General features: G+C 45.7%; 18 protein-coding genes and 1 pseudogene. 10 read left to right on the top strand and 9 right to left on the bottom strand.

What is annotated here, in order from left to right; all coding sequences use genetic code 11:
• The first annotated feature begins 155 nt into the window (after positions 1-155).
• The gene (locus tag GVO62_RS15815) at positions 156-713 is read left to right on the top strand and encodes a DUF1439 domain-containing protein (protein ID WP_159120053.1); all 558 of its coding nucleotides are present in this window, start codon (positions 156-158) and stop codon (positions 711-713) included.
• A gap of 26 nt (positions 714-739) precedes the next feature.
• Here the strand turns inward: GVO62_RS15815 and GVO62_RS15810 are convergent, their stop codons facing one another.
• Both GVO62_RS15810 and GVO62_RS15805 read right to left on the bottom strand, forming a co-directional pair.
• Positions 740-2155 (bottom strand): MBL fold metallo-hydrolase RNA specificity domain-containing protein, encoded by a 1416-nt coding sequence (locus GVO62_RS15810; RefSeq protein WP_159120052.1) that lies wholly within the window; start codon positions 2153-2155, stop codon positions 740-742.
• A gap of 1 nt (position 2156) precedes the next feature.
• Positions 2157-3830, bottom strand: coding sequence for a Na/Pi cotransporter family protein (locus GVO62_RS15805; RefSeq protein ID WP_159120051.1), 1674 nt, complete (start codon positions 3828-3830; stop codon positions 2157-2159).
• Positions 3831-4101: 271 nt separating this feature from the next.
• Here GVO62_RS15805 and GVO62_RS15800 point away from each other — a divergent pair, with 271 nt between their 5' ends.
• Positions 4102-5811: a protein adenylyltransferase SelO gene (locus tag GVO62_RS15800; protein ID WP_441296386.1), complete on the top strand. Its 1710-nt coding sequence runs from the start codon at positions 4102-4104 to the stop codon at positions 5809-5811.
• Between the two features lie 26 nt (positions 5812-5837).
• Here GVO62_RS15800 and GVO62_RS15795 read toward each other — a convergent pair whose 3' ends face one another.
• The 3 genes from GVO62_RS15795 to GVO62_RS15785 all read right to left on the bottom strand — a co-directional run bounded on the left by GVO62_RS15795 (position 5838) and on the right by GVO62_RS15785 (position 10117).
• Positions 5838-7043 (bottom strand): M24 family metallopeptidase, encoded by a 1206-nt coding sequence (locus GVO62_RS15795; protein WP_159120049.1) that lies wholly within the window; start codon positions 7041-7043, stop codon positions 5838-5840.
• Between the two features lie 140 nt (positions 7044-7183).
• Positions 7184-8302 carry an adenosylhomocysteinase gene (locus tag GVO62_RS15790; RefSeq protein WP_159120048.1) on the bottom strand — a complete coding sequence of 373 codons (1119 nt, stop codon included), beginning with the start codon at positions 8300-8302 and terminating at the stop codon, positions 7184-7186.
• A gap of 60 nt (positions 8303-8362) precedes the next feature.
• Positions 8363-10117 carry a sensor domain-containing diguanylate cyclase gene (locus GVO62_RS15785; RefSeq protein WP_159120047.1) on the bottom strand — a complete coding sequence of 585 codons (1755 nt, stop codon included), beginning with the start codon at positions 10115-10117 and terminating at the stop codon, positions 8363-8365.
• A gap of 286 nt (positions 10118-10403) precedes the next feature.
• Between GVO62_RS15785 and GVO62_RS15780 the strand changes: the two genes are divergently transcribed.
• Entirely contained in the window at positions 10404-11336 is a 933-nt protein-coding gene (locus GVO62_RS15780) for an AEC family transporter (RefSeq protein WP_159120046.1), read from the top strand.
• A gap of 263 nt (positions 11337-11599) precedes the next feature.
• Here GVO62_RS15780 and GVO62_RS15775 read toward each other — a convergent pair whose 3' ends face one another.
• The 3 genes and pseudogenes from GVO62_RS15775 to GVO62_RS15765 all read right to left on the bottom strand — a co-directional run bounded on the left by GVO62_RS15775 (position 11600) and on the right by GVO62_RS15765 (position 14426).
• Entirely contained in the window at positions 11600-11881 is a 282-nt protein-coding gene (locus GVO62_RS15775; RefSeq protein WP_236547199.1) for a hypothetical protein, read from the bottom strand.
• Positions 11882-11921: 40 nt separating this feature from the next.
• Positions 11922-13217 (bottom strand): annotated as a pseudogene (locus tag GVO62_RS15770) (aldehyde dehydrogenase family protein); the annotation flags it as partial.
• Between the two features lie 324 nt (positions 13218-13541).
• Positions 13542-14426 carry a LysR family transcriptional regulator gene (locus tag GVO62_RS15765; protein WP_159120045.1) on the bottom strand — a complete coding sequence of 295 codons (885 nt, stop codon included), beginning with the start codon at positions 14424-14426 and terminating at the stop codon, positions 13542-13544.
• Positions 14427-14524: 98 nt separating this feature from the next.
• On the opposite strand from GVO62_RS15765, the gene GVO62_RS15760 reads away from it, so the two are divergent.
• The 4 genes from GVO62_RS15760 (at position 14525) to GVO62_RS15745 (ending at position 19005) form a co-directional block, all read left to right on the top strand.
• Positions 14525-16024, top strand: a complete 1500-nt coding sequence (locus GVO62_RS15760) for a CoA-acylating methylmalonate-semialdehyde dehydrogenase (RefSeq protein WP_159120044.1) — start codon at positions 14525-14527, stop codon at positions 16022-16024.
• 14 nt (positions 16025-16038) lie between these two features.
• The gene (mmsB, locus tag GVO62_RS15755; RefSeq protein WP_236547198.1) at positions 16039-16914 is read left to right on the top strand and encodes a 3-hydroxyisobutyrate dehydrogenase; all 876 of its coding nucleotides are present in this window, start codon (positions 16039-16041) and stop codon (positions 16912-16914) included.
• A 533-nt stretch (positions 16915-17447) separates the two neighbouring features.
• A complete protein-coding gene (locus GVO62_RS15750; RefSeq protein WP_159120043.1) occupies positions 17448-18170 on the top strand; it encodes a hypothetical protein in 723 nt (240 codons plus the stop codon).
• A gap of 70 nt (positions 18171-18240) precedes the next feature.
• Positions 18241-19005, top strand: coding sequence for a zinc-dependent metalloprotease family protein (locus GVO62_RS15745; protein ID WP_014950692.1), 765 nt, complete (start codon positions 18241-18243; stop codon positions 19003-19005).
• An 82-nt stretch (positions 19006-19087) separates the two neighbouring features.
• On the opposite strand, the gene GVO62_RS15740 is transcribed toward GVO62_RS15745, so the two are convergent.
• A complete protein-coding gene (locus tag GVO62_RS15740) occupies positions 19088-21118 on the bottom strand; it encodes a BCCT family transporter (protein ID WP_159120042.1) in 2031 nt (676 codons plus the stop codon).
• 339 nt (positions 21119-21457) lie between these two features.
• Between GVO62_RS15740 and GVO62_RS15735 the strand changes: the two genes are divergently transcribed.
• The 3 genes from GVO62_RS15735 to GVO62_RS15725 all read left to right on the top strand — a co-directional run bounded on the left by GVO62_RS15735 (position 21458) and on the right by GVO62_RS15725 (position 25833).
• Positions 21458-22066, top strand: coding sequence for an RNA polymerase sigma factor (locus GVO62_RS15735; protein WP_159120041.1), 609 nt, complete (start codon positions 21458-21460; stop codon positions 22064-22066).
• Between the two features lie 36 nt (positions 22067-22102).
• Positions 22103-23131, top strand: coding sequence for a FecR family protein (locus tag GVO62_RS15730; protein WP_159120040.1), 1029 nt, complete (start codon positions 22103-22105; stop codon positions 23129-23131).
• Between the two features lie 191 nt (positions 23132-23322).
• Positions 23323-25833 carry a TonB-dependent receptor domain-containing protein gene (locus tag GVO62_RS15725; protein ID WP_159120039.1) on the top strand — a complete coding sequence of 837 codons (2511 nt, stop codon included), beginning with the start codon at positions 23323-23325 and terminating at the stop codon, positions 25831-25833.
• The last annotated feature ends 44 nt before the right edge of the window (positions 25834-25877 follow it).

Here is a 25877-nt window from a genome sequence, read left to right as displayed (position 1 = left end):
GGATTCCCCGAATAAGCCGCTATCTTAGCGGTTTAACAATTTCATTGTTTATTCCTTACCTGAGCCCGTACAATACAAGCACTTCGTTGTTGCAGCATGAGTATCCAAGGCTCTAGCTGTGTAATTCAACAACTTATCGCTAAAAGAGACCTTTTATGAGACTTCTACTTTCTGTTGCCTTCGCCACCCTTCTTGCGGGCTGCGCGACGCTATCTCAACTGGCGGTTTATACCGTTTCTAATGCCGAGTTAGAACAAGTACTTGATAGCCAAGTAAGTAAGCTGCAAAAGCGAACTTCACTTGCAGGTATTCCTCTGTACTTAGACGTGCAGGACATGACAGCAACTATAGGCCCTGATGGCAGAGACGTGGTGCAGCTAGGCGCTATCGCCACGGCCCGTGTTAGCGCATTTGGGTTGAACTATCCCGCCAAGGTGAACCTTTCGCTGGAAGGCACGCCTTACTATGACAGCGAAGAGAAGGCCATTTTTGTGCGTTCACTGTCATTGCTCGACAGCACCATTGATGCAGGCGGCTTTAAGGGTAACTTGGCACCGGTAAGCGGCGAATTTATGCAGCTAATCAACGGCTATCTAGCCACTAACCCCGTTTATCGCTTAGACCCTGCAAACAAAGCAGTAAGCATGCTTTCAACGGTACCTTTACAGCTAACTGTAGAGCAAGGGCAGCTTGCACTTCGACCGAAGCAATAACGCAGTGGCTGTAACTCCCAAGCTGGTTAAAAGCTTATTGTGTCGTTTAATTGTGGAATAGTAACATTCCATCCTTTTTCTCTTATGGCGCTTTGCAACTCCTGTTTAGCGCCATCTTCTCCGTGAACGAGGTAAACCTTAGGTGGCTTTGTAAAATGCGATAGCCAGCCGATGAGCTGCTCTTGACTTGCGTGTGCCGAGAATCCGCCTAGCGTATGAATTTGGGCGCGAACTACAATGTCCTCGCCAGCCATTTTAATATGTGTAGCCCCGTCGATAATTTTTCGTCCGGGCGTACCCATTGCTTGAAAGCCTACGAATACCACGTGAGATTGTTTGCGCCATAGGTTCTGTTTTAAATGATGCCGAATTCTTCCTCCGTTACACATGCCACTACCAGCAATAATAATGGCGCCGCTAACAACTTTATTTAGGGCAATAGACTCTTCAGTTGACGTTGTGTAGCTTAAAATGGGCAGTAAGGAATGTAAGCTTAGGTTGTGGCTATGCGCACGCTCAGCACTATCTTCAATAGCGTCTAAATCTTCCTCATTATAAACATCTTGGTAACGGTGATATATCTCGGTAACCGCGATGGCCATCGGGCTATCTAAAAATACTTTTTGATGACGCAATTTACCCTGTTGATAAAGCTCACCTAACCGAAAAATGATTTCTTGGGTTCGCCCTACCGCAAATGATGGGATGAGGATGTTTCCGCCGTTCTCGCTGGCCTGTAAAATTACGCTTTCAAACTCATCAAGTGTTTCCTTCATTGAACGGTGGTTGCGATCGCCATAGGTCGACTCTAAAAGCACGATATCAGCATCGGTGACTATGTCTGGGTCGCGGAGTAACGCAGCCTGCGAATTGCCCAGATCGCCAGAAAAAACCAGCTTTTTAGTCTGACCATTTTCAGTAATAAATATTTCCACTATTGCTGAACCAAGAATGTGCCCAGCATCAGCGAAGTTAATTTCCACGTCTTGCGTGATTTTACGCTTGGTGTGGTAGCGAGTTGGTATGCATAGTTTCATCACACCGTCCACTTCCTCTTGGCGATACAGGGGTTCGATGAGCGGTTTGCCCGAACGCTGCCGCCGCTTGTTCTCCCACTCAGCATCCCGCTCCTGCAAAGAAGCGGCATCTTTTAGCAACACTTCAATTAGGTCAACCGTTGGCCGTGTCATATAAATAGGCCCGCTATAGCCCTCTCTCAACAATATAGGTAATCGCCCGGAATGGTCTAAGTGGGCGTGTGACAGAATAACCGCATCAAGTTGACTGACATCCACTGGCAAGGGTTTATGGTTCTTCGCCTCTTCATCACGCCTGCCTTGATATAGGCCGCAATCTAACAACAAAGTACTATGTTCAGTTTTGAGTAGATGCATAGACCCTGTTACACCTTCCACTGCGCCTAAAAAAGTAAGTGATGCCATATCAGGCTCCTTCAATTGATTTCGAGTTATTCTGACTGTCGCCGTGTATTAAATTTGCTGTTGTTATACTGTCTTCAACTTGTTGAATACGCATAAAGACTTTGATCCACATTTGTACTATCTGCAGTAGGTACTCCATGCACTCTGCAGCATCGGCCATTTGGGCAACAGCAATGTCACCTCGTGTTGCCCCCATCACAAGTGCTGATTTAACTTTGTGGTGCTCTTTGTCGAGTAAGTCAAACTGAAGGCTTAATGCATCACTGCTATCAAATTGCCTCCAGCGCACCATACGCATGAACTCATTGATTACCGATAAATAGTTAAGCAGTTGACCTTCTAGCTCAGCCTTGGTGAGGACATCCCGACGCCTGCTCACTGCAGAAATAGCGAGTGCCTTTTGCGCGCTAGATAGCATGTAGTGCTCTACTCGCATGAGCGAGGCCAATGCTTTTGTGGTTTCTTCACTTAAAGCTGCACGCTCTACGTCTACTATAAATTGCGATATGTGTTGGCATAGCGCCTCAACGCCATGAATGCCTTTTTCGACAGCAGTTATTTCACTGCTTTGTTGAGAAAACAGTTTGGGATAAACGTGTAGAAAGCGGTCAGATACTGACAACAATTCTAAGATAAGCGCGTTTACTGCCAAGTCAGGGGTTTGAGCAATATTTTTGTCCAAATGTTTAGGTTTTGAGGCCTCTTCTTCAAGCGACACAAAGCGCTGCTCAAGAAAGCTTGCAAGTCTGTCATTCAATGGAAAGATAAGTGCCACGCCTAATAAATTAAACAGCGTATGGAAAATGGCTAAGGTGATTCCCGGGTTAGCGTCTATTCCTGCAACCTCCGTTGTCCAATGGATTAGCCCAAACAACAGCGGTAAAATAAGTGCAGCCACAATGGCGGTCGCCACGTTAAACACAACTTGTGCAGCGGCAACGCGTTTCGCGCTAGAGGTAGCGCCAATTGACGCAAACATAGCCGTAGAAGTCGTGCCTATATTTGCACCAATAACCATTGCGCCGGCGGCATAAATACCCACCATGCCTGAGGTTGCCGCAGTAATTGTAAGCGCGATAGATGCACTAGATGACTGAGTTAGTACTGTCATTACAAAGCCAATAACAAGGTACATAAGAAAACCTTCAACGCCTTCAGCTTTAAACTGACTGAGATCAAAGGTACTTACTATTCCTTCAAAGGCTGCTTTTAAACTGTCTATCCCCACAAAGAAAAGACCAAAGCCGGCGATGGCGATACCAAATGACGCTAAACGGCTATTGGGTTTTAATAACTTCAGGATCATGCCGACGCCTATCATAGGTAAAGCAACGGCCTGAATATTCAATTTAAAGCCTACCATTGCGATAAGCCAGCCTGTCATGGTGGTGCCGATGTTGGCGCCGTACACTATACCTAAAGCATGACGCATACTCAGCAAACCGGCGTTAACAAAGCCTAAAGATGCAACGGTGACTGCACTTGAAGACTGCACTAATGCGGTCATTGCCGCTCCTGACACAACGCCTCTAAATGGCGTACTGCTCCATTTGGCGAGCACGGTGCGCAGTGAATTACCTGCTGCCAGCTTAAGCCCGTCGGTCATCATACCAATGGCAAGTAAGAACAAACCTAACCCACCAATTATGCTACCCACTAGTAACACACTTTCCATCTGCCTCCCCTCTTTCCTTTATTCATCGCCGACCATTCGTTATTTCTGATCATTTCTTTTGAGCATTTCACCAATGAATAAAAGCTGCGGTTGGCGCTACATGCCTTCATAAAAGTACAGATAAGAGTACAATGTGCGTAAATCTCATTGTTTGTTCTTGGTCAAACAATAACCAGAAATATAAACACAATGCATCGCGGTTCAGGTACTCAACGTAATAATTGAGGACTTGGCAAATGCGTTACAGAGCAAAGCTAGGCAAAAAAAGGTGATGGAAGTGACAGAACGAATCAAAACGCTAGATGAATTCGCAAAGCATGTAGATTACTCTTTGCTCAATACGCTCTCAGCAGACCCTCAGTCAACGAGCGACGGCGATGATCACGATCCACGCCAAGTGTTCTCTGGCCACTATGTGCCGGTTACTCCGACCCCATTAACTGCACCCAAATATATTGCGCACAGCAAAACTCTGTTTGCCGAATTAGGCTTAGACGACAGCTTGGCAACATCAAAAGATTTCACCCAGCTGTTTGCAGGGGACATGTCGGGTGTACCCGCCCCAATGAAACCTTACGGCTGGGCAACTGGCTACGCACTTTCCATTTATGGGACGGAATACACACAGCAGTGCCCGTTTAGAACGGGGAACGGCTACGGTGACGGCCGAGCAATCTCTATTGTTGAAGCAGTATTAAACGGCAAGCGTTGGGAAATGCAGTTAAAAGGCGCGGGTCGCACGCCTTATTGTCGCGGCGCAGACGGGCGCGCCGTATTGCGCTCAAGCGTGCGCGAATTTTTAGTGCAAGAACACATGCATGCGCTTGGCATTCCGACCTCACGTTCGCTGAGCTTGTTTATGTCTGAATCAGACACGGTAGACAGGCCGTGGTATCGCGAAGGGTCTCATTCCTATGAACCTGAAGTGATGGTAGAAAATATAACGGCCATATCCACCCGCGTGGCGCCCTCCTTTTTGCGCGTAGGCCAAATAGAGCTTTTTGCTAGGCGAGCTCGCTGCAACGAACACAGCGAAGCGTTAAAAGAACTAGAAGCCATTGTTAAGCACCTTATTGAGCGAGAGTACTCAAGTGAAATTGACACAACCACGCCGTTTGAAGAGCAAGTGGTAACGCTGGCTGCACTATTTCGAGACCGGCTAACGAGTCTTGTTTCTGGTTGGGTTCGCGTCGGTTATTGCCAGGGCAATTTTAATAGCGATAACTGTGCAGCAGGAGGCTTTACGCTGGATTATGGGCCATTCGGCTTTTGTGAATTTTTTGAAGCAGACTACCAACCTTGGACAGGCGGAGGTCGTCATTTCTCGTTTTTAAACCAGCCCATTGCCGCCCAAAAGAATTTCGATATGTTCTGCCGCTCACTGATGCCGCTACTTGAAGGTAACAGTGAACAGCTCGCTAAGCTTAACGAGATCAACGACGGCTTTTCTGGCGTTATGGAGCGGGCTATGGAAAGCATGTGGGCAACTAAGCTTGGCTTTGCCAACTACGACCACGACTTGCTTATTAAGCTTCTGCAATTAATGCTGCGCACTGGCGTCGACTACAATCTGTTTTTCCGAGAGCTATCGTCGATACCTGAAGATATGACGGGTTTGACGAAAAGCTTTTACTACCCGCCTAAAGCAGAGGTCATGACAGAATGGGAAACGTGGTTACAAAGCTGGCGTGAGCGGATTGAAAAGGACGCAGGGGCACAAGGTGATGTAGCAAATACAATTGCTACAACCGCAGAAAACATGCGCAAAGCAAACCCTAAATTCACATGGCGCGAATGGCTTATTGTGCCTGCCTATAAAGCCGCAGAGAAAGGTGACTTTACTCAAATACACGAACTTCAGAACATCCTCACCGCGCCTTATGATGAGCAATCAGAAGAGATAGAGAATAAGTATTACCAACTGCGCCCACTTGAATTTTTCAGTGCAGGCGGTGTTGCGCATTACAGCTGCTCTTCGTAAAAAAGAGCAGCTGGATCTCAGTCTACTTACAGCGAATCGATGGCCGAACTGGGTTCAGTAAACCACACTGGGCCATCTTCGGTCATATAAAAATGATCTTCTAAGCGTATGCCAAACTCGTTTGGTACCACTATCATAGGCTCGTTACTGAAACACATGCCAGATGCCAGCGGATGGGGATTGTCTTTGACCAAATACGGCCATTCGTGAATGTCCATACCAATACCATGCCCTGTTCGATGAGGTAAGCCTGGCAAATTATAGTCAGGCCCTAAGCCATCTTTCGCTAAGCTATCTCGGGCAGCTTTATCCACATCACCACAAGGTACACCGACCTTTGCAGCGTTAAATGCCGCAAGCTGAGCGCGCTTTTCGCTTTCCCATAATGCCCGTTGCTTATCGGTTGGCTCACCAAAACAATAAGTTCTCGTGATATCAGAGAGGTAGCCATGTACTTTACAGCCAGTGTCAATCAATACTAAGTCGTTTTTCTTTAATACTTGCGGGTCTTTAACGCCGTGGGGAAACGAGGTTGCTTTACCAAACAGCACAATGCAAAAATAGTTACCGCTGGCCCCCACTTTCTTATGAGCATCGTTAATAAATGCTTCAACTTCTGTGGTGGTAATACCTTCATAAAGCATACTGGCAGTGGCTTTGTGCACAGCAAGGGTCATGTCCATGGCCCGCCGAATTAGCGCAAGCTCATTTTCTGACTTGTGCATGCGGCAATGCGCGGTAACCTCTGAACCATTCACAATTTGCCAGGGCTTATTAAGCACCTTAGTAAACCCATCAACAATAAAAAACTGGGTTGATTCATCAACGCCTAATTTTATGCCACCCGCCGTATTGACGGTATTCAGAATAGACATGGCAAGTGCGTAAGGGCTTTCGTGCTCTTGCCAACCGATAATATCCCCTTCCACTACTTTGCGTTCGTTCAAAGAGTCAATTTCAAACGCAGGAGCTAGGTAAACAACGTTCCCCTCTGCGGGTAGAAGCGCCCCCACTAAACGCTCACTGGCGTACCACTGCATTCCTGTAAAATACGCTAAGTTAGTGCCCGCGTTTAAGTAAAGCGCGCCTATGTCATGCTGTTGCATGTAATGCTGTGCTTTGGCAATTCGGGCCTGATACTCAGCAAGAGTGATGGGTGTTAGGTCGCCTGTCATGTCGACAAGACTATCTAGTGCTTGTTGTCCTGTCTTTGTGCCGATAACTGTGTTCATCAAAGCCCGCCTTAGGTCTGAAATTTAAAAACGGGCTCACTTTACAACACTCAAGAATAATGTCGAGATAGCAGTCGCTCCCCCGATAATTCGTTTAGCTCTTGTGTATTAATTAGATTACACGCCTCACAGCTTGAACTTTAAAGCGCGCCTTTCCATGCCTTTTCAGGCAGCAAATAAAGGCCCTTTTCACTCTTCGCACCTTCATTGACGATAAAGCCTATACCAGCAGCCATAACCGCTAACGTAACGTCAAACGCATTAATGCTGTCTCCGTAGCCCGCGGTTAAATTAAACATAGAACCATCAGCCAAAAGATACAGTGTTTTATCGCCGAGTTTATAAGCATTTACATAAGGCATTGGCTCACTGTGGGTAGCGTTGTTTTTGAGGTATGGCACATCAATTTCTTGCGCTACGTGACCTACGTTTAAAATAAATGCGCCGTCTTTCATGCTGTCTAGATGTTTTGAGCTCACTACGCCATAGGCGCCAGTTGCCGTGGCAATAACATCGGCTTGGCTAGCGGCTTCGTTTAAATCGACCACTGGCCAACCGTCGTATTTCGCTTGAAGGGCTCTTGCTGGGTCAAGTTCAGCCACTTGAACCTGTGCGCCAAACGCTTTTGCCGACGCGGCCACGCCCTGCCCGACTAAACCATAACCAATAACAACCACAACTTTTTCGTGCAGGGTTAAATGGGTGGTTTGGAAGAAGGTTTGCCATGCACTTAGGCCCACCATGTGCCTGTTGTGAAGCCCTTCTTTAACTGGCAAGTCATCCCAGTTAAATATCGGATAGTTTGGCGCCATACCGTTTAAACGGTTGATGCCAGAACCCGTTGCTTCTAAGCCCGATACAATGCTTGGAACTGGCTTGTTTGCTTTGATATTTTCATGCAGCCGAGTGGTGAGGTCCGCGCCCATTTCACACAAATGTGTAGGCTGCCATGTTAGCGCTTTATCGAATGACTCAGACCAGTCAGCGTCGCTCATATCTCGCCACGCATGCGCTGTTGCGCCTTTATCAACTAGGTAAGACACCACGTCATCTTGTACCGTAGTAGGGTTGCATGTAGTTAAAAAGATATTGCAGCCACGTGAAAGCAGCCCCTCTACCAAAGGTGCCATTTTTAAATCTAAATGCATGTTGCAAGCTAGCTTAACATTAGACAGGTCAGGAAGTGATGCAATGGCTTTGCGAGTGCGTGGCATATGCAGGCTGGCCCACGCCAACTCTGCTTGAAAATCTTGGTACATGAAAAGAATACTCTGAAGAAACGAAAACAGAATAATACGTGAGAAACGTGGATTTACAAATTAGGGGGCGATTTCAGCCTCATTCCACAACACCACCCTATTTCTTCCCCTAGACTTGGCTAAATAGAGTGCTTGGTCGGCCTCTTTAATGAGCACCGTAACGTCTGCATCACCTGGAGAGGAGCCCGCTACGCCAATACTCACCGTGATCCTAACCAGCTTATTGATATCATGCATTGATAAATGAACACGTAAGTTTTCGGCAATTTGTTTGGCGTATTCGGTACGAGTGTAGGGCAAAAATACCAAAAACTCTTCGCCTCCCCAGCGAAAGGTAATATCTGAGCCACGCACTTGCCCCTTTATCTCTTCTGCCACCTTTTGGAGCACCTTGTCTCCCACGTCGTGCCCGAAGGTATCGTTAACTGTCTTGAACCAGTCTAAGTCGATAAGCATTGCCGACATAAATTTATTGCTACGCTTTCCCAGTTCCCAAATTGGATAAACGAGGTCTTCAAATGCACGGCGATTATAGAGTAACGTCAAAGGATCTAGTCGCGCATCCCGCTCTGCATTTTTTCGAGCTTCTTGTACTTGCTTGTAATTGAATGCTAACGAAATAGATAACAGTGACATTTCCAGTACCATGCCTATCTCAATGCCTCTAAACGCCCATTTCGAGTAGGGAATGAGACCCCATGTCGCTAGGCTTGAAACAGTCGCCCCCCCCGTTCCACACAAAATAGCGGGCAAGAAAAACTTAGCTAACGCATCACCATTTCTATAGGCAAAAATGCCGATACACAGCATCCAAAACGCTATCGTTGTCAATACAACAAGCTGCGACATCACGGCAAATGAGCGACTGCCAACGGCGATAATCATCACGGCTAACATGAGCAGAACCCCGTAGATATACTTTCTAACACGATAGAGCTTCGGTAAGTAAAGCTGGGTATCTAAAAATTCGATGGTGAACCTTACCGCACTAAATAGATAGAAAAACATCAGTGTGGGCATTAGCCATTGCTGAAGGAACACAGATTCTGACCATAACAACCAAAAGCCATGACCTGTGTATGTGAAATTAAATACCAAAAACGACAGTAGATATAATGAATAAAGCAGGTATCTGCGCTCTTTTAGGTAGGAATATAGAACCAGGTTATAAACGAGTAAAATAATAAGTGAACCGTATAACGCGCCATAAAAATAGGCATTTTCGGTAGATTGGCTTTGTGCATCCCTTAGTGTCCCCATGTAAATAGGAATTGTCATGGGGTCTTCAGACGCAAACCGGAACACAACTAAAGTTTCTGGCGTTGTGATACGGAAAAACGCAGAGGGCATTCTAGTGTTTTCAGCGCGGCTGCTATGGACGTTGTCATCACCAAGACTTATGTGACGCTTTCTTTGACCACCTTCAAAAAAGTACACGTCAATCTGGTCAAGCCATGCATTATCAATTTTGATTTTTAGGGGTATAAATGCACTATCTGGTGCATTTTCTACTTCATTATTTGAAATGTTAAGTTCATAGGCATAGGGCTCGACAGGGAGTACACCCCATATTGTTTTATCAGTAAAACCCCAGCTTACTTTGCCGCTACCGTTAGCGCTCAGTGTGTTTTGTTGATATTTATCGACGATATCCTCTGCAGTAAGGATATTCCCGTCTTCCTCAAAAATTTGTAAATACTTGTTAACCAGCAACATTGTTGGTGCAGGCGCTGTATTTTTAGAGACTCCGAAAGCGGGCCCGATCGACAAGCTAACGAGGAGAATTAAACTGAAGAAGAAAAGAAAACCATTCATATTTCTATTCTTTATTCTCTTTTATTTGTTCTAAAAATTTAAATGCGGGCCGTCCCTCAATCTCAAAACAACAAACGCCAGCCAGCAAAATATTAAGTTACGCTTATTTAAATGGTTTGTGAATAGATTTAAGTCACTAATGGCCGCATCTAATCCTTTTTCTTATAGCAGCTTAGAATTTGTCTTATGCGCACATAAAAAACCTTGGCATACTATGCCATAAGCACTTACAGTCAGCTCAGCTTCGCTCGCTCTTCTTGATAGATATAAAGGTCTCTTTCTTTTTATGCTTAGCTTTATCACCAGCACGCTCATTCCCGTTCTTATTCTTTTATTAATGGGGTGGCTATTTTTCCGAATTAAGTGGCTTAATGAGGGCTTTATTGAAGCAGGCTCAAAACTGGTGTTTAACGTGGCACTCCCTGCCTTGTTATTTTTATCGATAGCGCGAGCAGACTTTTCAAAAGCCGCTAACCCCACCCTTGTCATGGTAGGAATTACAGGAACCCTTGCGGTATTCCTCGCCTTAATGATTTGCGCTCACTTTACCGTTCAGCCATATAAAGCTAGAGGAGTGGTAGTTCAAGGCGGCTTTAGAGCCAACATGGGCATTATCGGCTTAGCTTACTGTGCCAATACCTACGGGCAAGAAGGGCTTGCTGTAGCCTCGGTCTATATGGGCTGTATCACCATATTATTTAACGTGCTGTCTGTATTTGTTCTTAACTTTTACCAAGGAACGTCACGCTCATTAATGGGCCAAGTTACCGGCATGGCAAAAAACCCGTTGATCTTATCGATTGCCGCAGCACTGCCCTTTTCATACTTCGAATGGCAACTTCCAGATACCGTGGTGAAAACAGGGGAGTATTTCGCTCAACTTACCTTGCCACTTGCACTTATATGCACCGGAGCGTCCTTACAGTTCCGCTCTTTCTCCAGTGACTGGTTTAATATCGTGCTTAGCACAACCAGCAAATGTGTGGTTTACCCCTTTGTATTGGTTGCCCTTGCCTATGCTTTTGGTTTTAAAGGGATGGAGCTTGGCATTGTTCTTTTATTAGCCATCTCACCAACCGCTGCAGCAAGCTATGTCATGGTGAGGAATTTAGGTGGTGATTACCGCTTAGCGGCAAGTATTATCGCAGTCAGCACATTGGCGTCTTTACCGATTACCGCCCTCGCCTTTGGGGTACTGAGAAAATTACAGTTGGTTTAAAGAAGACACATCTTCGCTAGAGGTACTGCTGAGTAATGTAAAGTTAAAAGGTTAACAGACAGAAGCGGTGGACCCGTTTCCTCATAGCTTAGAAACGAAAAGCGCCGGGCAACTCGACGTTAACCCGGCGAACAAGGTGTAGCAGTCACCTTAATCAGCTTCTATCTCACCCTCTTCAATGGCTACAACGCGACGTGCTCCGCGTAATTCGTTAAAAACGACTTCTGGCTGTTTGTAACCAAGGCACTTTCTTGGTCTTAAGTTCAGAACACATTGCCTTGTGTACCTAGCCCAATCACCACATTAACCGGTTTGCCTGAAAAGCCTATGAAGTCGACAAAGTCACTCGACTCAAAAACATATCCGAGTAGTTGCTGAAGCTGATAGACCGGGGTTACCTTGATGTCAGTGTGCATTTCCACCACGCGTGTAGCGTTGGGAAATATTTTGTAAATGTCTTCTGGAATGTCTGTCGCGTCAGATTGCGCCAACACCTTGGTGCTGAGCAACAGCAAGAAAATGATTGAGGAAAATGCGATGCGCATAAAAGTAACGGGCGGCGGTAAGCGCCGCCCTCAGGTTTACTTAGAAGAAACCAAGTGGGTTAATGTCGTAGCTTACCAATAGATTTTTTGTCTGCTGGTAGTGATCTAGCATCATCTTGTGAGTCTCGCGGCCAATGCCCGATTTCTTGTATCCGCCAAACGCAGCGTGCGCTGGATATAAGTGATAACAGTTCGTCCATACGCGACCTGCTTCAATCGCTCGACCCACGCGGAATGCTACATTCGCGTCTCGGCTCCATACACCAGCGCCTAGCCCGAAGCTTGTATTATTGGCAATCTCAATCGCCTCTTCTTCGGTTTTGAAGGTTTGAACCGTAATAACAGGGCCAAAAATCTCTTCTTGGAACACACGCATGTGGTTTTCACCCTTCAAGATAGTCGGCTGAATGTAATAGCCTCCATCGAAGTCAGGTAGCTGCTCTTTTTCACCACCAGTGACGACCTGAGCACCTTCTGACTTACCGATATCGATGTACTTGAGGAGCTTTTCGAACTGCTCGTTAGATGCCTGTGCGCCTACCATGGTGTCTGTATCTAGTGGGTTGCCGCGTTTGATCTTCTGAATTTTTTCCAACACTTTTTCCATGAAGGCATCGTAAATGTCTTCTTGGATGATCGCACGTGAGGGACATGTACATACTTCACCTTGATTGAAGTAACCAAGCACTAAACCTTCGGCACACTTATCAATAAACTCTGGCTCGTGATCCATAATGTCTGCGAAGAATAAGTTTGGCGACTTACCGCCAAGTTCTACCGTTGATGGGATCAGGTTTTCAGCCGCACAGCGAAGGATATGTCCGCCAACTGGGGTAGAACCGGTGAACGCGATTTTTGCAGTTCGAGTGCTTGTTGCATGAGCCTGTCCGGCTTCTGCCCCGAACCCGTTAACGATGTTTAGTACACCCGGTGGTAGTAGGTCTTGGATTAGCTCAGCGAACAATAAGATTGATACTGGCGTTTGTTCTGCAGGCTTCAGCACCACTACGTTACCGGTAACAAGTGCTGGCGCCAGTTTCCATGCCGCCATAAGTAGCGGGAAGTTCCAAGGGATGATTTGCCCAACTACGCCATAAGGTTCGTGGAAGTGATACGCCACCGTGTTTTTATCAATTTCACCAATTGTACCTTCTTGGCTGCGAATACAACCAGCGTAGTAGCGAAAGTGGTCAGCACAAAGCGGGATGTCTGCATTAAGCGTTTCACGAACGGCTTTTCCGTTATCCCATGTTTCTGCAACAGCAAGTAGCTCTAGGTTTTCTTCAATGCGGTCAGCAATTTTAAGAAGAATATTAGAGCGTTCCGCAACTGACGTATCTGCTCAGCCTTTTATTACAGGTTTATGCTATACAGCATGCGCTCAAAAGCACATCCTGCAATAGGGGCGAATTCATCCTACCAAGGTAGGATAAAGTCAACGCCGTTTCACGACTGGACGGGTACTGGCTAAGTGTTAGTAAATGTCGTCGATTTAAAGGTGCGTGATGCTATCTGGCGGACTTCATAGGCTACAACAGCGCCCCTCTTTCGCTCGGGCTGCTTCGTAAACTAACTTAAACATGTTCTAGGGGCGAGAACATAGTTTTCTTAAGAGAACAGGTAAGGTAAAGGCCCCACGTAATGTTATAGCTACGATGGGTTAATCGATAAATCGAGACTGATACCGCTCGACATTTTCTTGGAGCCATTGCGTGAACACTTGGAAGCGAGCTTGAGAGTGGGTTTCTTTATGCGTCGCCAACCAAAACGTGCGTTTAATGTGGATCTCATTTTCAATAAGGCGAACTAAGCCAGGTTGTTTTTCAGCCATAAATTTAGGCAAGATACCTACCCCTGCGCCATTGACAAGCATTTGATACTGCGCATTTATACTGGTGCTGCGAAGGGCGCTTAACTGTGACAGTGCGGTTTCTTCAATGAACTTTAACTGCGGAGCGTATACCAAATCCGGCACATAGCTCACTAAATTGAATGCAGTGAGATCGTGCAGTGTTTCTGGTTTATTCTCGTTAATAAGAGACCGATGGGTGTAAAGATAAAGGTTATAGTCCGTCAGTTTCTGTGTAACCAGTAGGCCTCTACTGGGCTTTTCTAGCAAGATAGCCATATCGGCTTCTCGTTTATTCAGATTTAAAAAGCCACTAGTTGCAACTAACTCAATACTTATTCCCGGATACTGCTTTTTAAAATTGGGAAGCAATGGCGCCAAAAACCAGCTGCCGAAACCTTCCGAAACACTCACCCTTATCGTACCTGCCAAATGAGAACGTTCATCACCTAGTTCATTTTGGGCCTCTAGAAAGTAATGCTCTGCCTTTTCAATATACGTAACTAGCTCACTGCCATGAGTGGTAAGCACGTATCCCTTTTTTGTTAGCTCGAACAATTTACAATTTAATGAGTCTTCCAGTTTTTTTACACGACGAATTAACGTCGTAGGGTCTACCTTTAAACCTTTAGCTGCAATAACTACACGACCATTTCTTGCTAAACCAAGAAATAAACGCATGTCGTCCCAATTCACTTAAATACCTGTATTTTTACAGCACCATACTGCAAGTATATGTATTGCCTTTGCAAACGCAAGGTTTCAATATTGTTAAAAATTACAGGAGCTATGTCATGAGAAAGATTGTTCACTTTATTGCAGGTAAAGATTTTGAGGATAGCAGCGAAAATACCGCGTCGGTATTTGCGCCTAACACCGGCGAAGTGCAGGCTGAAGTAAGCTTAGCTAACACTTCAACTTTAGCCTATGCGATTGAAACAGCCCAAGCTGCACAGGTTGAGTGGGCAGCGACAAACCCTCAACGACGCGCTCGTGTTATGTTCAAGTTTAAAGAGCTAGTTGAAGCAAACCGCGACCGCCTAGCCGCGCTGCTATCTAGCGAGCACGGAAAAGTGTTGGTTGATGCACAGGGCGACATTCAGCGTGGTCTTGAAGTTATCGAGTTTGCCTGCGGCATTCCTCATGCGCAAAAAGGTGAGTATACCGAAGGCGCAGGCCCAGGTATCGATGTATATTCTATGCGCCAAGCACTCGGTGTAGTGGCAGGTATTACGCCATTTAACTTCCCGGCCATGATCCCTATGTGGATGTTCGGTGTGGCAATTGCCTGTGGTAACGCGTTTATTCTGAAACCATCGGAGCGCGATCCGTCGGTACCGGTTGAATTGGCAAAGCTTATGATTGAAGCGGGCCTTCCTGCTGGCGTACTTAACGTTGTACACGGCAACAAAGAAGTGGTTGATGGTATTTTGGATCACCAAACTATCAAGGCGGTGAGCTTTGTAGGTTCTTCTGATATAGCCAACTATGTATATGAGCGCGGCGCGCGTGCTGGTAAGCGCGTTCAAGCCATGGGTGGCGCGAAAAACCACGGCATCGTGATGCCTGATGCAGATTTAGACCAGGTGGTAACCGACCTAGTAGGTGCTGCGTATGGCAGTGCCGGTGAACGCTGTATGGCTCTACCGGTTGTCGTTCCGGTGGGCGATGAAACCGCTGAAAAATTGAAAACCAAACTTATACCGGCTATCAAAGACATTATGGTAAGCCATAGTGAAGACCCTAATGCCCATTACGGCCCTGTGGTTACCTCGGCTCACAAAGAGCGCGTTGAAGGCTATATCGACCTTTGCATAGAAGAAGGTGCTGAGCTTGTTTACGACGGTAGAACCAACCAAATTCCGAGCGACAGCCAGGGTTTCTTTATCGGCCCAACGTTCTTCGACCACGTGACCAAAGATATGCGCTCATACCAAGAGGAGATTTTTGGTCCAGTGCTTCAAATGGTGCGCGCGAAAGATTTCAACGAAGCGGTTAACTTAGCAAGCGACCACCAATACGGTAATGGCGTTGCTATGTACACCCGTAACGGCCATGCGGCGCGCGAATTTGCGCAACGTGTAAACGTGGGCATGGTAGGGATTAATGTGCCTATTCCTGTGCCAGTTGCTTACCACACCTTTGGGGGCTGGAAGCGCTCTGCATTTGGTGATACCAACCAGCACGGTATGGAAGGGGTGAAATTCTGGACCAAGGTTAAAACAATTACTCAGCGCTGGCCTGATGGTTCAGATACCAACGACAATGCTTTTGTTATTCCAACCATGGGCTAAGCGAGGAGATTATTATGACCACTGTTGCATTTATCGGCCTGGGTAATATGGGCTCAGGAATGGCAGATAACCTGGTTAAGAACGATTACAACGTATTGGCTTTTGACTTAAGCGCAACGGCGCTAGCAAAAGCCGAAGAAGCTGGCTGCACTGTGGCGCAAAGTACTGAGCAAGCTGCCGCTGAAGCTGACATCGTTATTACTATGCTGCCAGCGGGCAAGCACGTGCAGGATATCTATTCAAATCAGATCCTGACTTCTGTACGCGAAGGCACCTTGCTTATTGACTGCTCTACTATTGACGTTGAAACAGCGAAAAATGTATCAGAACTGGCTGAGAAAAAAGGCCTTAAAATGCTCGATGCACCAGTCTCTGGTGGTGTTGCAGCTGCTGCGGGCGGCACACTTACCTTTATGGTGGGTGGCGACGCTGACGCGTTTGAAAAGGCCCAAGGCGTACTTGGCGCTATGGGCAAAAAAATTGTTCATGCGGGCGGTCATGGTGCTGGGCAAGCCGCAAAAATCTGCAATAACATGCTGCTCGGGGCAACCATGATAGCCACCTGCGAAAGCTTCCAGCTGGCCCAAAAACTTGGCTTGGATGCGCAAGTGTTCTTTGATATAGCGTCGAATGCGTCAGGCCAGACATGGTCAATGACCACTTACTGTCCTGTGAAAGGTGTAGGGCCTCAAAGCCCAGCTGATAACGATTTTGCAGGCGGTTTCGCCTCTGCGCTTATGCTCAAAGACTTAGGTCTTGCGATGCAGGGCGCGAAAGGCGTGAATGCGAAAGTACCTATGGGTGAACTTGCTGCAAAATGGTTTGAAATGCATTGTGAAGATGGTCATGCCGGGATGGACTTTTCTTCGATTATTAATCGACTGGCATAAGATAAACACCCACCATTTCTCCAAAGGCCACTTTCCCTCAGAAGAGGTGGCCCGTTTACTGAGCGAGTAAAATTTTTTACTCGCTCTTTTTTTATCTTTTCCCTACCTATCTCGCTTGTTTTTGCGCTGTTATTACCTCGCTAGCTCCCTTACCAAGCGGAATTGTTCCTTTGTTATTTGGTGTTCCCTTTTCATCATCCAGAAGCCATTTTTCGGTGGCTTATTCGTTCTCACTCACATGGTTAAAACAAGCCAATTCGGCGTTCGGTCTACATCTTGCAGTCTCGTATTTAGCCTAAGAAATTTACACTGCATTAAAGGGCTAAATTTTATACACCCTTATGCAAAGCGATACTTTTATAACCGTGAAAATATTATACGTTTTAATGACTTACTTAATTCACTTAGCAATTTCACTAAACACATTGGTTCTCTATATCGCTCACTTAGAGCGCGCTTTGAGAAGCAGAGTGTCGCTAATTTCTAACGTTCAATTTCCTAAATTCAGTAAGTAAAAATAAAAGGAACACACTATGAAAAAGCGTATTGTTGCCGCTTCGACGGCAATTGTAGCTATTGGTTGTATTTTCGCCTTTATCGATACAACCCCCTCGGGCAAAAAAGAGGTAGCAGCGGCGAATGCTGAGGCAAAATCTGTTGGTAAAGAAGGCACTGTTGAAAGGCAACGAAACGGCAAAGTGTTATCGACGGGTGTCGATAACTTCAAACCAAAAAATGAAGCCGAGCTAAAAGCTCAGGCTACAACTACTAAAAGCGGTAAATCAGAGAAAGACACCATCGTCTGGACAACATCAGAAGATGGCAAAAAGGTACTTGAAGCAGAAGGCTATATTCCCGCTGACGTAACCGATGAAGCTTACATCGAGCTTGATCGTGAAGAATTAATGACGGTAGAAGTTGGCGAGTATCTCGATTTATACATCCCACAGTTCGGTGGCAGTTACACCGGTGAAGTTGACCACGTTGTCACTCATCCAAACGGCGATCGTACCGTAGAGGCCCATATCCCAGGTGCGGGCTCTCTCTACGCCGCCGTTATAACGCTTGGCGAAAATGCCACCTACGGAAACTTAGCCACGCCTCGCGACGTGTTTGTGCTTGAAGGCAATGATAAATACGCGTGGATCGCACCGAAGTCTTCAATGATGCAAAACCACATCGAACGTGAACCTGACAGCGAACGCCCGCTTAGCGACGACAACGCTGAAGAAGTCTTCGATCTCGGCCAAAACTAATCCCCTAGTGCCTGTTGAGCTTCACAGGAAATTCAACAAGCTCAAATAAAACAACAAGAAGGAAATAAAAATGAAACACACATTTAAGTGTTTAACGGCAATGGCAGTTTCACTGCTTTGTGCAACATCAGTAACAGCAGCCACCATCGATGTAATGGTGCTTTACACCCAACCTGCTGCAAACAATGTGTCTAATATCGACACTAAAATTAACCAATACATCTCACACGCCAACCGTGTTTATCAAAACAATGCGGTAGATCTACAGTTGCGTTTAGTGGGCGCTCAGTCTTCTGCTGCTACATCTAGCGACCTTCAACCTACCGAAAGTGCGCTAGACTTGTTAACTGATAGCAGTGGTGTTCAAAACGCACGATCTTCAAACGGCGCAGACATGGTTGTGCTTTTAGGTAATCGTGAAAACATTTATGAAGGCGGTCAGCTAGTGGGTTACGTGTGCGGCATTGGCTGGGTAGGTCAAGGCAACAACGGTACACTGTACTCTAGCTCGCAAAGCCGCATGTACAGCATCAGCGCCGTTGATTGCGGTCTGTCTACATTTGTTCATGAACTCGGTCACAACATGGGCTTAGGCCACTCTGTTCGCCAAGGTTCAGTAGGCGGTGTATATAATGATGGTATCGGTCACGGCGTTGATAATAACTTCTCAACTATCATGGCCTATCCCCAAGCGTTCGGTAGTGCTACCCAGCTAGACTATTTCTCTGACCCTTATTGGTCAGGCTGTAATGGCCAAGCCTGTGGCGTTGAAAACGAATCTAATGCTTACCGCGCAGTAAATGCGGTTATTAACCAAATTGCTAACTACTTCTAAGTAAGTAATTAATTAGGGGATAAATAAGGGAAAGCAGCCTTGCTTTCCCTTCAACCCTCGCCTCTTAAACTCTTCGGATTGTTTACTCTTTAGGCTGCGTCAACATGTCATCATACGCATCCATTTCCCAAGGCAGTTCGCCTGGGCTGGTATCGAGGAAGTGCAGATAACTTTCGAATTGATCTAAGATGTCCTTAGTAATACTCTCTTTGTCATATCCGTAAATATCGTAAGCTTGCCCTCCGCGGCGAAGGAACACTTCAGCGCGAAAGTATTTCTCCGACTCGTCTTCTTCTGAACGTAATTCTGCGTAACTAAAGCCAGGTACAAGGTACTCGGTCATGCGAATATCGTAGATAAAGTCCATATGATCATGACGCTCTACGGTAAAGGTGGCCCTTCCCGTTTCCTCATCTAGCTTAACGAACGCTTCCCACTCTCGTGCTTTCAGTGCAGCCTGCACGTCCTTCATCGCTGTGATCACTACTTTATCGATAAACTCGTGCACCTCGCTGCGACTCGGATAATCGACCATTGCAGCAAGTCGTCCTTTTAGGCTAGTCGAGCGACTATGGTTTCTATTTAGCGTGTTCGCTGTCAAACTATTATTTCGATATCCCTCAATAACAAGTGCGCGCCACAGACCCACTGCAGACGCTAGCATAATGAAGGCGAAAGGTAAGGCACTGGCGATGGTCATGGTTTGAAGGGCATTGAGTCCGCCCGCGATTAGAAGTACCGCGGCAACCGTGCCTTCTAAACACGCCCAAAATATGCGCTGCCAAACCGGGCTTTCTTCTTTACCACCAGAAGCAAGAGAATCGATAACCAGCGATCCTGAGTCTGATGAGGTCACAAAGAACGTAATGATCAGTAACACAGTCAAGCCTGACATGATTGATGCGCCCGGTAGAAGGTCGTAAAGCTTAAATAAAGCAACGGCTTCGTTTTCCTGAACATCACTAATAAGCGTTGTCACCCCTTGGTTCATGATAGCGTTAAGCGCTGTGTCGCCGAAGACTGAAAACCAAAGGAAAGTAAACATAGTTGGTACAAGCATCACGCCAAATACGAATTGCCTGATGGTTCTACCCCGACTTATTTTGGCGATAAACATACCTACAAACGGCGCCCACGCAATGGTCCACCCAAAGATAAACAGGGTCCAGTTTCCAATCCAATCACTACGACTGTACGCCTGAAGATTAAAAGTACGTTCAATAATGCCGTTGAGATAACTCCCCGTGTTTTGCAGAAAAGTTTCCAAGATATGAACCGTTTCTCCGAAGATAAAGACTGTGCTCATAAGCGATACAGCCAGCACCATATTGAGAATTGACAGCCTCTTAATGCCTTTATCCATGCCCGCAATAACCGATATAGTTGCAGCGATAGTCACAATAGCAATAGTGCCTACTTGCACCATAATGTCGATAGGAATGTCGCCGGAAAGGTAGTTAAGCCCCGCGTTAATTTGCGTTACAGAAAGACCAAGCGTAGTAGCAATACCAAACAAAGTGCCCAGAATAGCGAATACATCTACAGCATGACCGATGGGGCCATATATTTTGTCGCCTATAAGCGGATACAATGCAGAGCGAATTGATAACGGTAAGCCGTGACGAAAGGCAAAGTAAGCGAGCACCAAGCCCACCAACCCGTAGATAGCCCATATATGAAAACCCCAATGGAAAAATGCGATTTGCATGGCTTGCTTCGCTGCATCTACGGTTTCAGCGGCCCCTGCAGGCGGCGATGAATAGTGGAGCACGGGTTCAGCCACACCGAAATAGAGCAGTGCCACACCGTATCCTGCCGAAAATAACATGGAAAACCATTCGGGAAAGCTATATTGAGGCTCTGCATGATCGGGCCCCAACTTTATGTTTCCCCAGCTAGATGATGCTACCGATACAATGAATACCAAAAAGATAGCGACCGACAACATGTAAAACCAACCAAAGGTTTCTGTAATCCATGCCAATGTACTATCGAAGGCCTCGCCGGCAAGTTCGGGGTTGCTGATGGTTCCGATCACCAGAAGCAAAATAATGACGACGGCGGGGAGAAATACAGGAAGAAGAATGGTGGAGTTGTTTACTTGGCCTTTCATAGCAAATCCCTTTTCACTGACAGGTAAGTTGAAACCCTGTGTAATGCGAACAAACTTTATATTTTCTACTTGTGAAGGTTTGAATCGGTTCAAGCTTGGTGTAAGCGTATGAAGTCGGAATGTTCAAATTCCGACTGCGCTAACTAAACAATTTCTCCATATAGCGAGCGTTCGTAGTGTTTTATTTATCTATCTATCTTCCAGCGACATTTGAACGTTCTCAAATAACATACTGTTTGCTTGTCTAGGCGTATACACTAATTCTGTAATAATTAGTAATTAACATAGTCTCCTTTCCAAAATACACCGCTTTTCGAAAGATATTTGTTTGGGATTAATGTGAATACGTTATCTAAAGTACACGCTGTTGGTTTTGTTGGTGAACAAGAAAATGAAATAGCCTCCCCTCGCAAAGGATTGCCAAAGGCGAAAGTGCCCGCTAAAAAGTCAGATTTTTCTTCGTTTTATCATATGCATTGGGAGGGATTATGCGCTTTCTTGAGAAAAACTTTTGGTTCAGGTCCTCCAGACCCTGAGGATGTAGCGCAAGACGCGTTTTACCAGCTGGCAAAGATGAAATCTCGCGAGCATATTGAAAACCCTAAGGCGTTTCTATACAAGGTTTCAATTAACCTGACACTGCGTTCTTTGAAATCAGATAGATGGATTGCGAACGTTGTACCCGGTAACGAAGAGTCGTTTGAATCAGAGTTACTGTCACTATCTGAGCCCGATAAAATTTTGCATTCACAGCAAGCTTTGCAGCAACTAGGGGCTTTGTTTTGCACTTTGTCGGAAAAGCAAAAATACATCGTAAGTGCAAGCCGACTTGAAGGCAAAACCTATCAACAGATTTCTGACGATACTGGATGGAGTATAGCCGATGTATGTCGGCAACTTAACAGTGCACTGGTTATCCTCGCAAGCTCAGTAGATACAAATGATTGATTGTACCTTAGCGAAAAACTAACAAAGAGATAGAACGTGAAACAGAATTCAAACGTCACCCATCTTAATGCTGAAAAGTCTATCAATGAACAAGCCATTCATTGGTTTACTTTAATGAACGATGAAGACTTAGCACATCAGTATCAGGAAGCATTTACCAAGTGGTACACCCATTCCCTACGTCATCGCAACGCGTTTAAAGCTATTGCTAAAATGTGGGATAAAACAGGTTTTACTGATGACATTATTGCATATGAGACCGAAAGAAATTCGACACTAGAAACAGGCAAATCAACCCAACTCAAATATAAAGAGCTGTACAAGAAAGTTGGTGCGCTCGTAGCGTTCGCTGCGACCTTAGTTATTACAGTTATTACTCTGCTAAATAAACAGGACCAATCATTTTCTCAACCCAGTCAAGTCTTTGCTTACTCTACGACAACAGCACAGATAAAGAGTATTACGTTGCCTGATGGCAGCAAACTCACCCTTGGTCCTACAAGTAGTGTTTCGTATACGGAGCTAGATACGACCCGTTCTATTGAATTGAGTCAAGGAAGAGCATTTTTTGATGTTGTCTCGATGACCAATAAACCTTTCATAGTAAATAGTGGTGTTAATACTGTAGAAGTGACAGGCACTGAATTTGAAGTAGATGTAAATAACTTCAAAAAAACCACTCGGGTAAGTGTTGTGGAGGGCAGTGTTAAAGTCTCAGGTAAAGGCGAAGCACCTGTGTTCCTATCTCAAGGAGAACGAGTTTCTGCACCGCTAGCTGGGGGACCGATGACGGGCATAACGACTTTCTCAGGTAAAGAAACACTCGCTTGGATGGACAATAAACTTATTTTTAATAATACCCCTATTACAGAGTTCTTGTATCGAATACAACCTTATGTAGAGCAAACCCTTTCTCTTGAAGGTTTTAGTTCTGATGCTGTTACGATAAACACGATAGTTACCCCTTCCAATGTTCACACATTGCTCGATTCTTTGCCTGCGGCTTATCCACTGGAAATGGTAAGAACAAGTAGCACAATTACATTCATCTATTCTGAAAATTAGCAGTTAGCGGTACTTTTTTAATGCAAAAGTGCCGCAAACAATTTAGTTACATTCATGAAGGTTTTATGAAACCTGACATAGTTTTGAAAAAGATTTCCTCTCTTTGCCTCTTTGTTTACGACAGTCGACTGCAACACACTTAATTTTAACTCAATCGGCAGTAGACCACTGACCGTACCGGAGAATGTAAAATGACATCGTCGCGTTGTGTAAAGAAACACTTGTTAGCTTTTTCCATTTGTACAGCTTTGTCACTAAATACCGCTGCAATTGCGGCTGCCCAAGAAAGCATAAGCGTTGAACTTGAGCCAGCTCCTTTGGCATCAGCATTAAACCAACTTTCATTCAAGTCGGGCAGTGTGATCATCGCACCTGGGCGACTGGTCAATAATATTAAAGCTCCTGCGCTAAATGGGAACTATGAAATAGATGAAGCGCTTGAAAAATTGCTTTTCAATTCTGGGTTAGAGGCCGTCAAGCAAACGAATGGGGCGTTTGTAATAAAGAAACGTGGGCCCCAGATGCCTCTTACCCCAAAGGACACTGCTGTCAATGGAGCACCTATCGACGAAATAGTAGTTTCAGCTACAAAACGTGACACCAAACTAATGGATGTATCGGCGGCTGTTTCTGTCTTGAATACACAGCAGATTCAAGATGCGGGGGTCACTGATTTCAAAGGATTGGTAGACGCACTGCCGGGCATATCAATTAACTCTGCATTTGGCGGAGCCAACAATAGTTTCATTACAATTCGTGGTATTGGTGGGGCTGATGACTACAAACCAAATGGCAACCCCTCTGTCGCATTACATGTTGATGGTATTTACCAAACGTCTAATGCTTATCTTGGCATGCCTTTGTTCGACTTAGAGCGAATTGAAGTCCTCAAGGGCCCTCAAGGAACACTTTACGGACGTAATACAACAGCAGGAGTCATTAACGCCATCACAAAGCGTCCCACAGACGAATTCGAAGGCTATGCCAGCGTAGAGTACGGAAGTTACGAGTATACGCAGGGTGAAGCTGCATTTGGCGGAAGCGTTTCTGATAATTTAAAGGTACGTATCGCTACGAAATTTGAACAAGGTGGTGGTTACATGAACGGCAAGGGCGCGGGCCTGTTCGCTGGTTATGTGCCAGAGGGGCTTGAGGGGGTAATTCCGGCCGTAACCGATCCGGGAGAGCGAGACGGGTTTGGTGATAAAGACCTATTTGCCTTTCGTGCAACCGGGGTTTATACCTTCGAGGCCAACACTGACTTAACTTTGCGCTACTTTATGAGCTCTGATAATGGCGACACACTTCAATACGATCGTATCGCTTTGGAAAATGAGACAGGCTCTGGTATAAGCAGAAATGCAGGCGAAAACGACGACCCATATGCGTTTTACGCGGATGAGTACTATAGACACACTATAGATATCGAAGGTGTAAACGGAGAATTAGCTCATCAAATAGACACTGATTTGAACGTAGACGTGCTATTTGGCTACCAAGAAAGTGAGCGTAATATGGGGGGAAATGGTGACGGAACCTCATTTCCTCGCTTCAAATATGCATTTGATGAAACACTTGACCAGTCCTCTTTAGAAATTCGCTTCAGTGATAGTCAAGGAGGAGACATTGATTGGATCGCAGGTGTCTTCTATGTCAGCGACTCGGTGGACTTCGTAAGCGATTGGACAAGCTTCGCAGTTCGCTCCCAGTACACCTCTCCGTATAGTCAGACTCGAAACAGCTTTGCTACGTTTGCCAACGTTGATTGGTTTGTAAACAACGACCTGAAATTATCTGCGGGCGTTCGTTATACTCAAGATACTGCTAAGTTTTCAGGCTACAACCAAGACTTAGACCCTTGGGGAACTTCTGTATATGAGGAAGTATTCAACTCCCCTGGCCTGTTTTCTTGGGACAGAGATTTTGACGACAATAATGTCTCAGGTAAGCTAACCGCCCAATACTACCTTTCTGATAACCTGAATATTTTTGCCTCTATCGGCAACGGATACAGAGCAGGGGGTTTTGATGGTACATCAATATTCTCTTTAGAAGAGACTGAGCCATTTGACTCTGAAACCGTAGATTCATTTGAACTGGGGTTGCGTTATACCGACGAGAGCTTGAGTGCTAGCGTCGACTTATTTGCTTACGATTTTGAAGAAATGCAAGCAACTACTCGACTTTCAAATGACACCAATGGACGAACAAATGTTGGAGCGGCTGAAGTTCGTGGTGCAGAAGCTTCCTTCAACGCCCAGCTGTTTAACAATAGCAACCAACAATTAACGTTCAATTCATCTGTCACCTTCCTCGATACAGAAATTACGGAGTTTTCATCTAACCGTGTCGATGATGTGCAAAATACAGTTGGAGACCCGTTGCCTGGCTCACCCGAACTTTCATATTCAATCTCGCTCAATCATAGCATTTTCGTTGCAACTAACCGGTTACTCTCTACTCGTCTGACTTATACCTACCACGACGAAGAAACTAACCGATTGAATGCAGGTGCTGGCAATACGGTGCCTGATTACCGCTTGCTTAATATCAATATGGACCTTGAGTTGGGTAACGGGTTTACCGCATTTGCATATGGTCGAAACATTACTGATGAAGAATATTTTCTAGAACTCAATGCAGGTGCTCGTCTCGTTGGTGCTCCAGCAACATACGGCGTAGGCGTTCGCACTACCTTCTAGTCTAATGCAGGCATCTGCAGGTTGCAGATGTCTGCCCACAAGAG

Source organism: Alteromonas sp. KUL150 (assembly GCF_009811475.1).
GTDB classification, from domain to species: domain Bacteria; phylum Pseudomonadota; class Gammaproteobacteria; order Enterobacterales; family Alteromonadaceae; genus Alteromonas; species Alteromonas gracilis.
This window is presented reverse-complemented; position numbering and strand designations above follow the sequence as displayed.

Coding starts and splice junctions, on each gene's coding strand:
- GVO62_RS15795 (WP_159120049.1), bottom strand. CDS start 7,043: ATGAACACAGTTATCGGCACAAAGACAGGACAACAAGCACTAGATAGT.
- GVO62_RS15750 (WP_159120043.1), top strand. CDS start 17,448: ATGAAAAAGCGTATTGTTGCCGCTTCGACGGCAATTGTAGCTATTGGT.
- GVO62_RS15760 (WP_159120044.1), top strand. CDS start 14,525: ATGAGAAAGATTGTTCACTTTATTGCAGGTAAAGATTTTGAGGATAGC.
- GVO62_RS15775 (WP_236547199.1), bottom strand. CDS start 11,881: ATGCGCATCGCATTTTCCTCAATCATTTTCTTGCTGTTGCTCAGCACC.
- GVO62_RS15805 (WP_159120051.1), bottom strand. CDS start 3,830: ATGGAAAGTGTGTTACTAGTGGGTAGCATAATTGGTGGGTTAGGTTTG.
- GVO62_RS15810 (WP_159120052.1), bottom strand. CDS start 2,155: ATGGCATCACTTACTTTTTTAGGCGCAGTGGAAGGTGTAACAGGGTCT.
- GVO62_RS15745 (WP_014950692.1), top strand. CDS start 18,241: ATGAAACACACATTTAAGTGTTTAACGGCAATGGCAGTTTCACTGCTT.
- GVO62_RS15790 (WP_159120048.1), bottom strand. CDS start 8,302: ATGTACCAAGATTTTCAAGCAGAGTTGGCGTGGGCCAGCCTGCATATG.
- GVO62_RS15780 (WP_159120046.1), top strand. CDS start 10,404: ATGCTTAGCTTTATCACCAGCACGCTCATTCCCGTTCTTATTCTTTTA.
- GVO62_RS15800 (WP_441296386.1), top strand. CDS start 4,102: ATGGAAGTGACAGAACGAATCAAAACGCTAGATGAATTCGCAAAGCAT.
- GVO62_RS15785 (WP_159120047.1), bottom strand. CDS start 10,117: ATGAATGGTTTTCTTTTCTTCTTCAGTTTAATTCTCCTCGTTAGCTTG.
- GVO62_RS15725 (WP_159120039.1), top strand. CDS start 23,323: ATGACATCGTCGCGTTGTGTAAAGAAACACTTGTTAGCTTTTTCCATT.
- mmsB (WP_236547198.1), top strand. CDS start 16,039: ATGACCACTGTTGCATTTATCGGCCTGGGTAATATGGGCTCAGGAATG.
- GVO62_RS15740 (WP_159120042.1), bottom strand. CDS start 21,118: ATGAAAGGCCAAGTAAACAACTCCACCATTCTTCTTCCTGTATTTCTC.
- GVO62_RS15815 (WP_159120053.1), top strand. CDS start 156: ATGAGACTTCTACTTTCTGTTGCCTTCGCCACCCTTCTTGCGGGCTGC.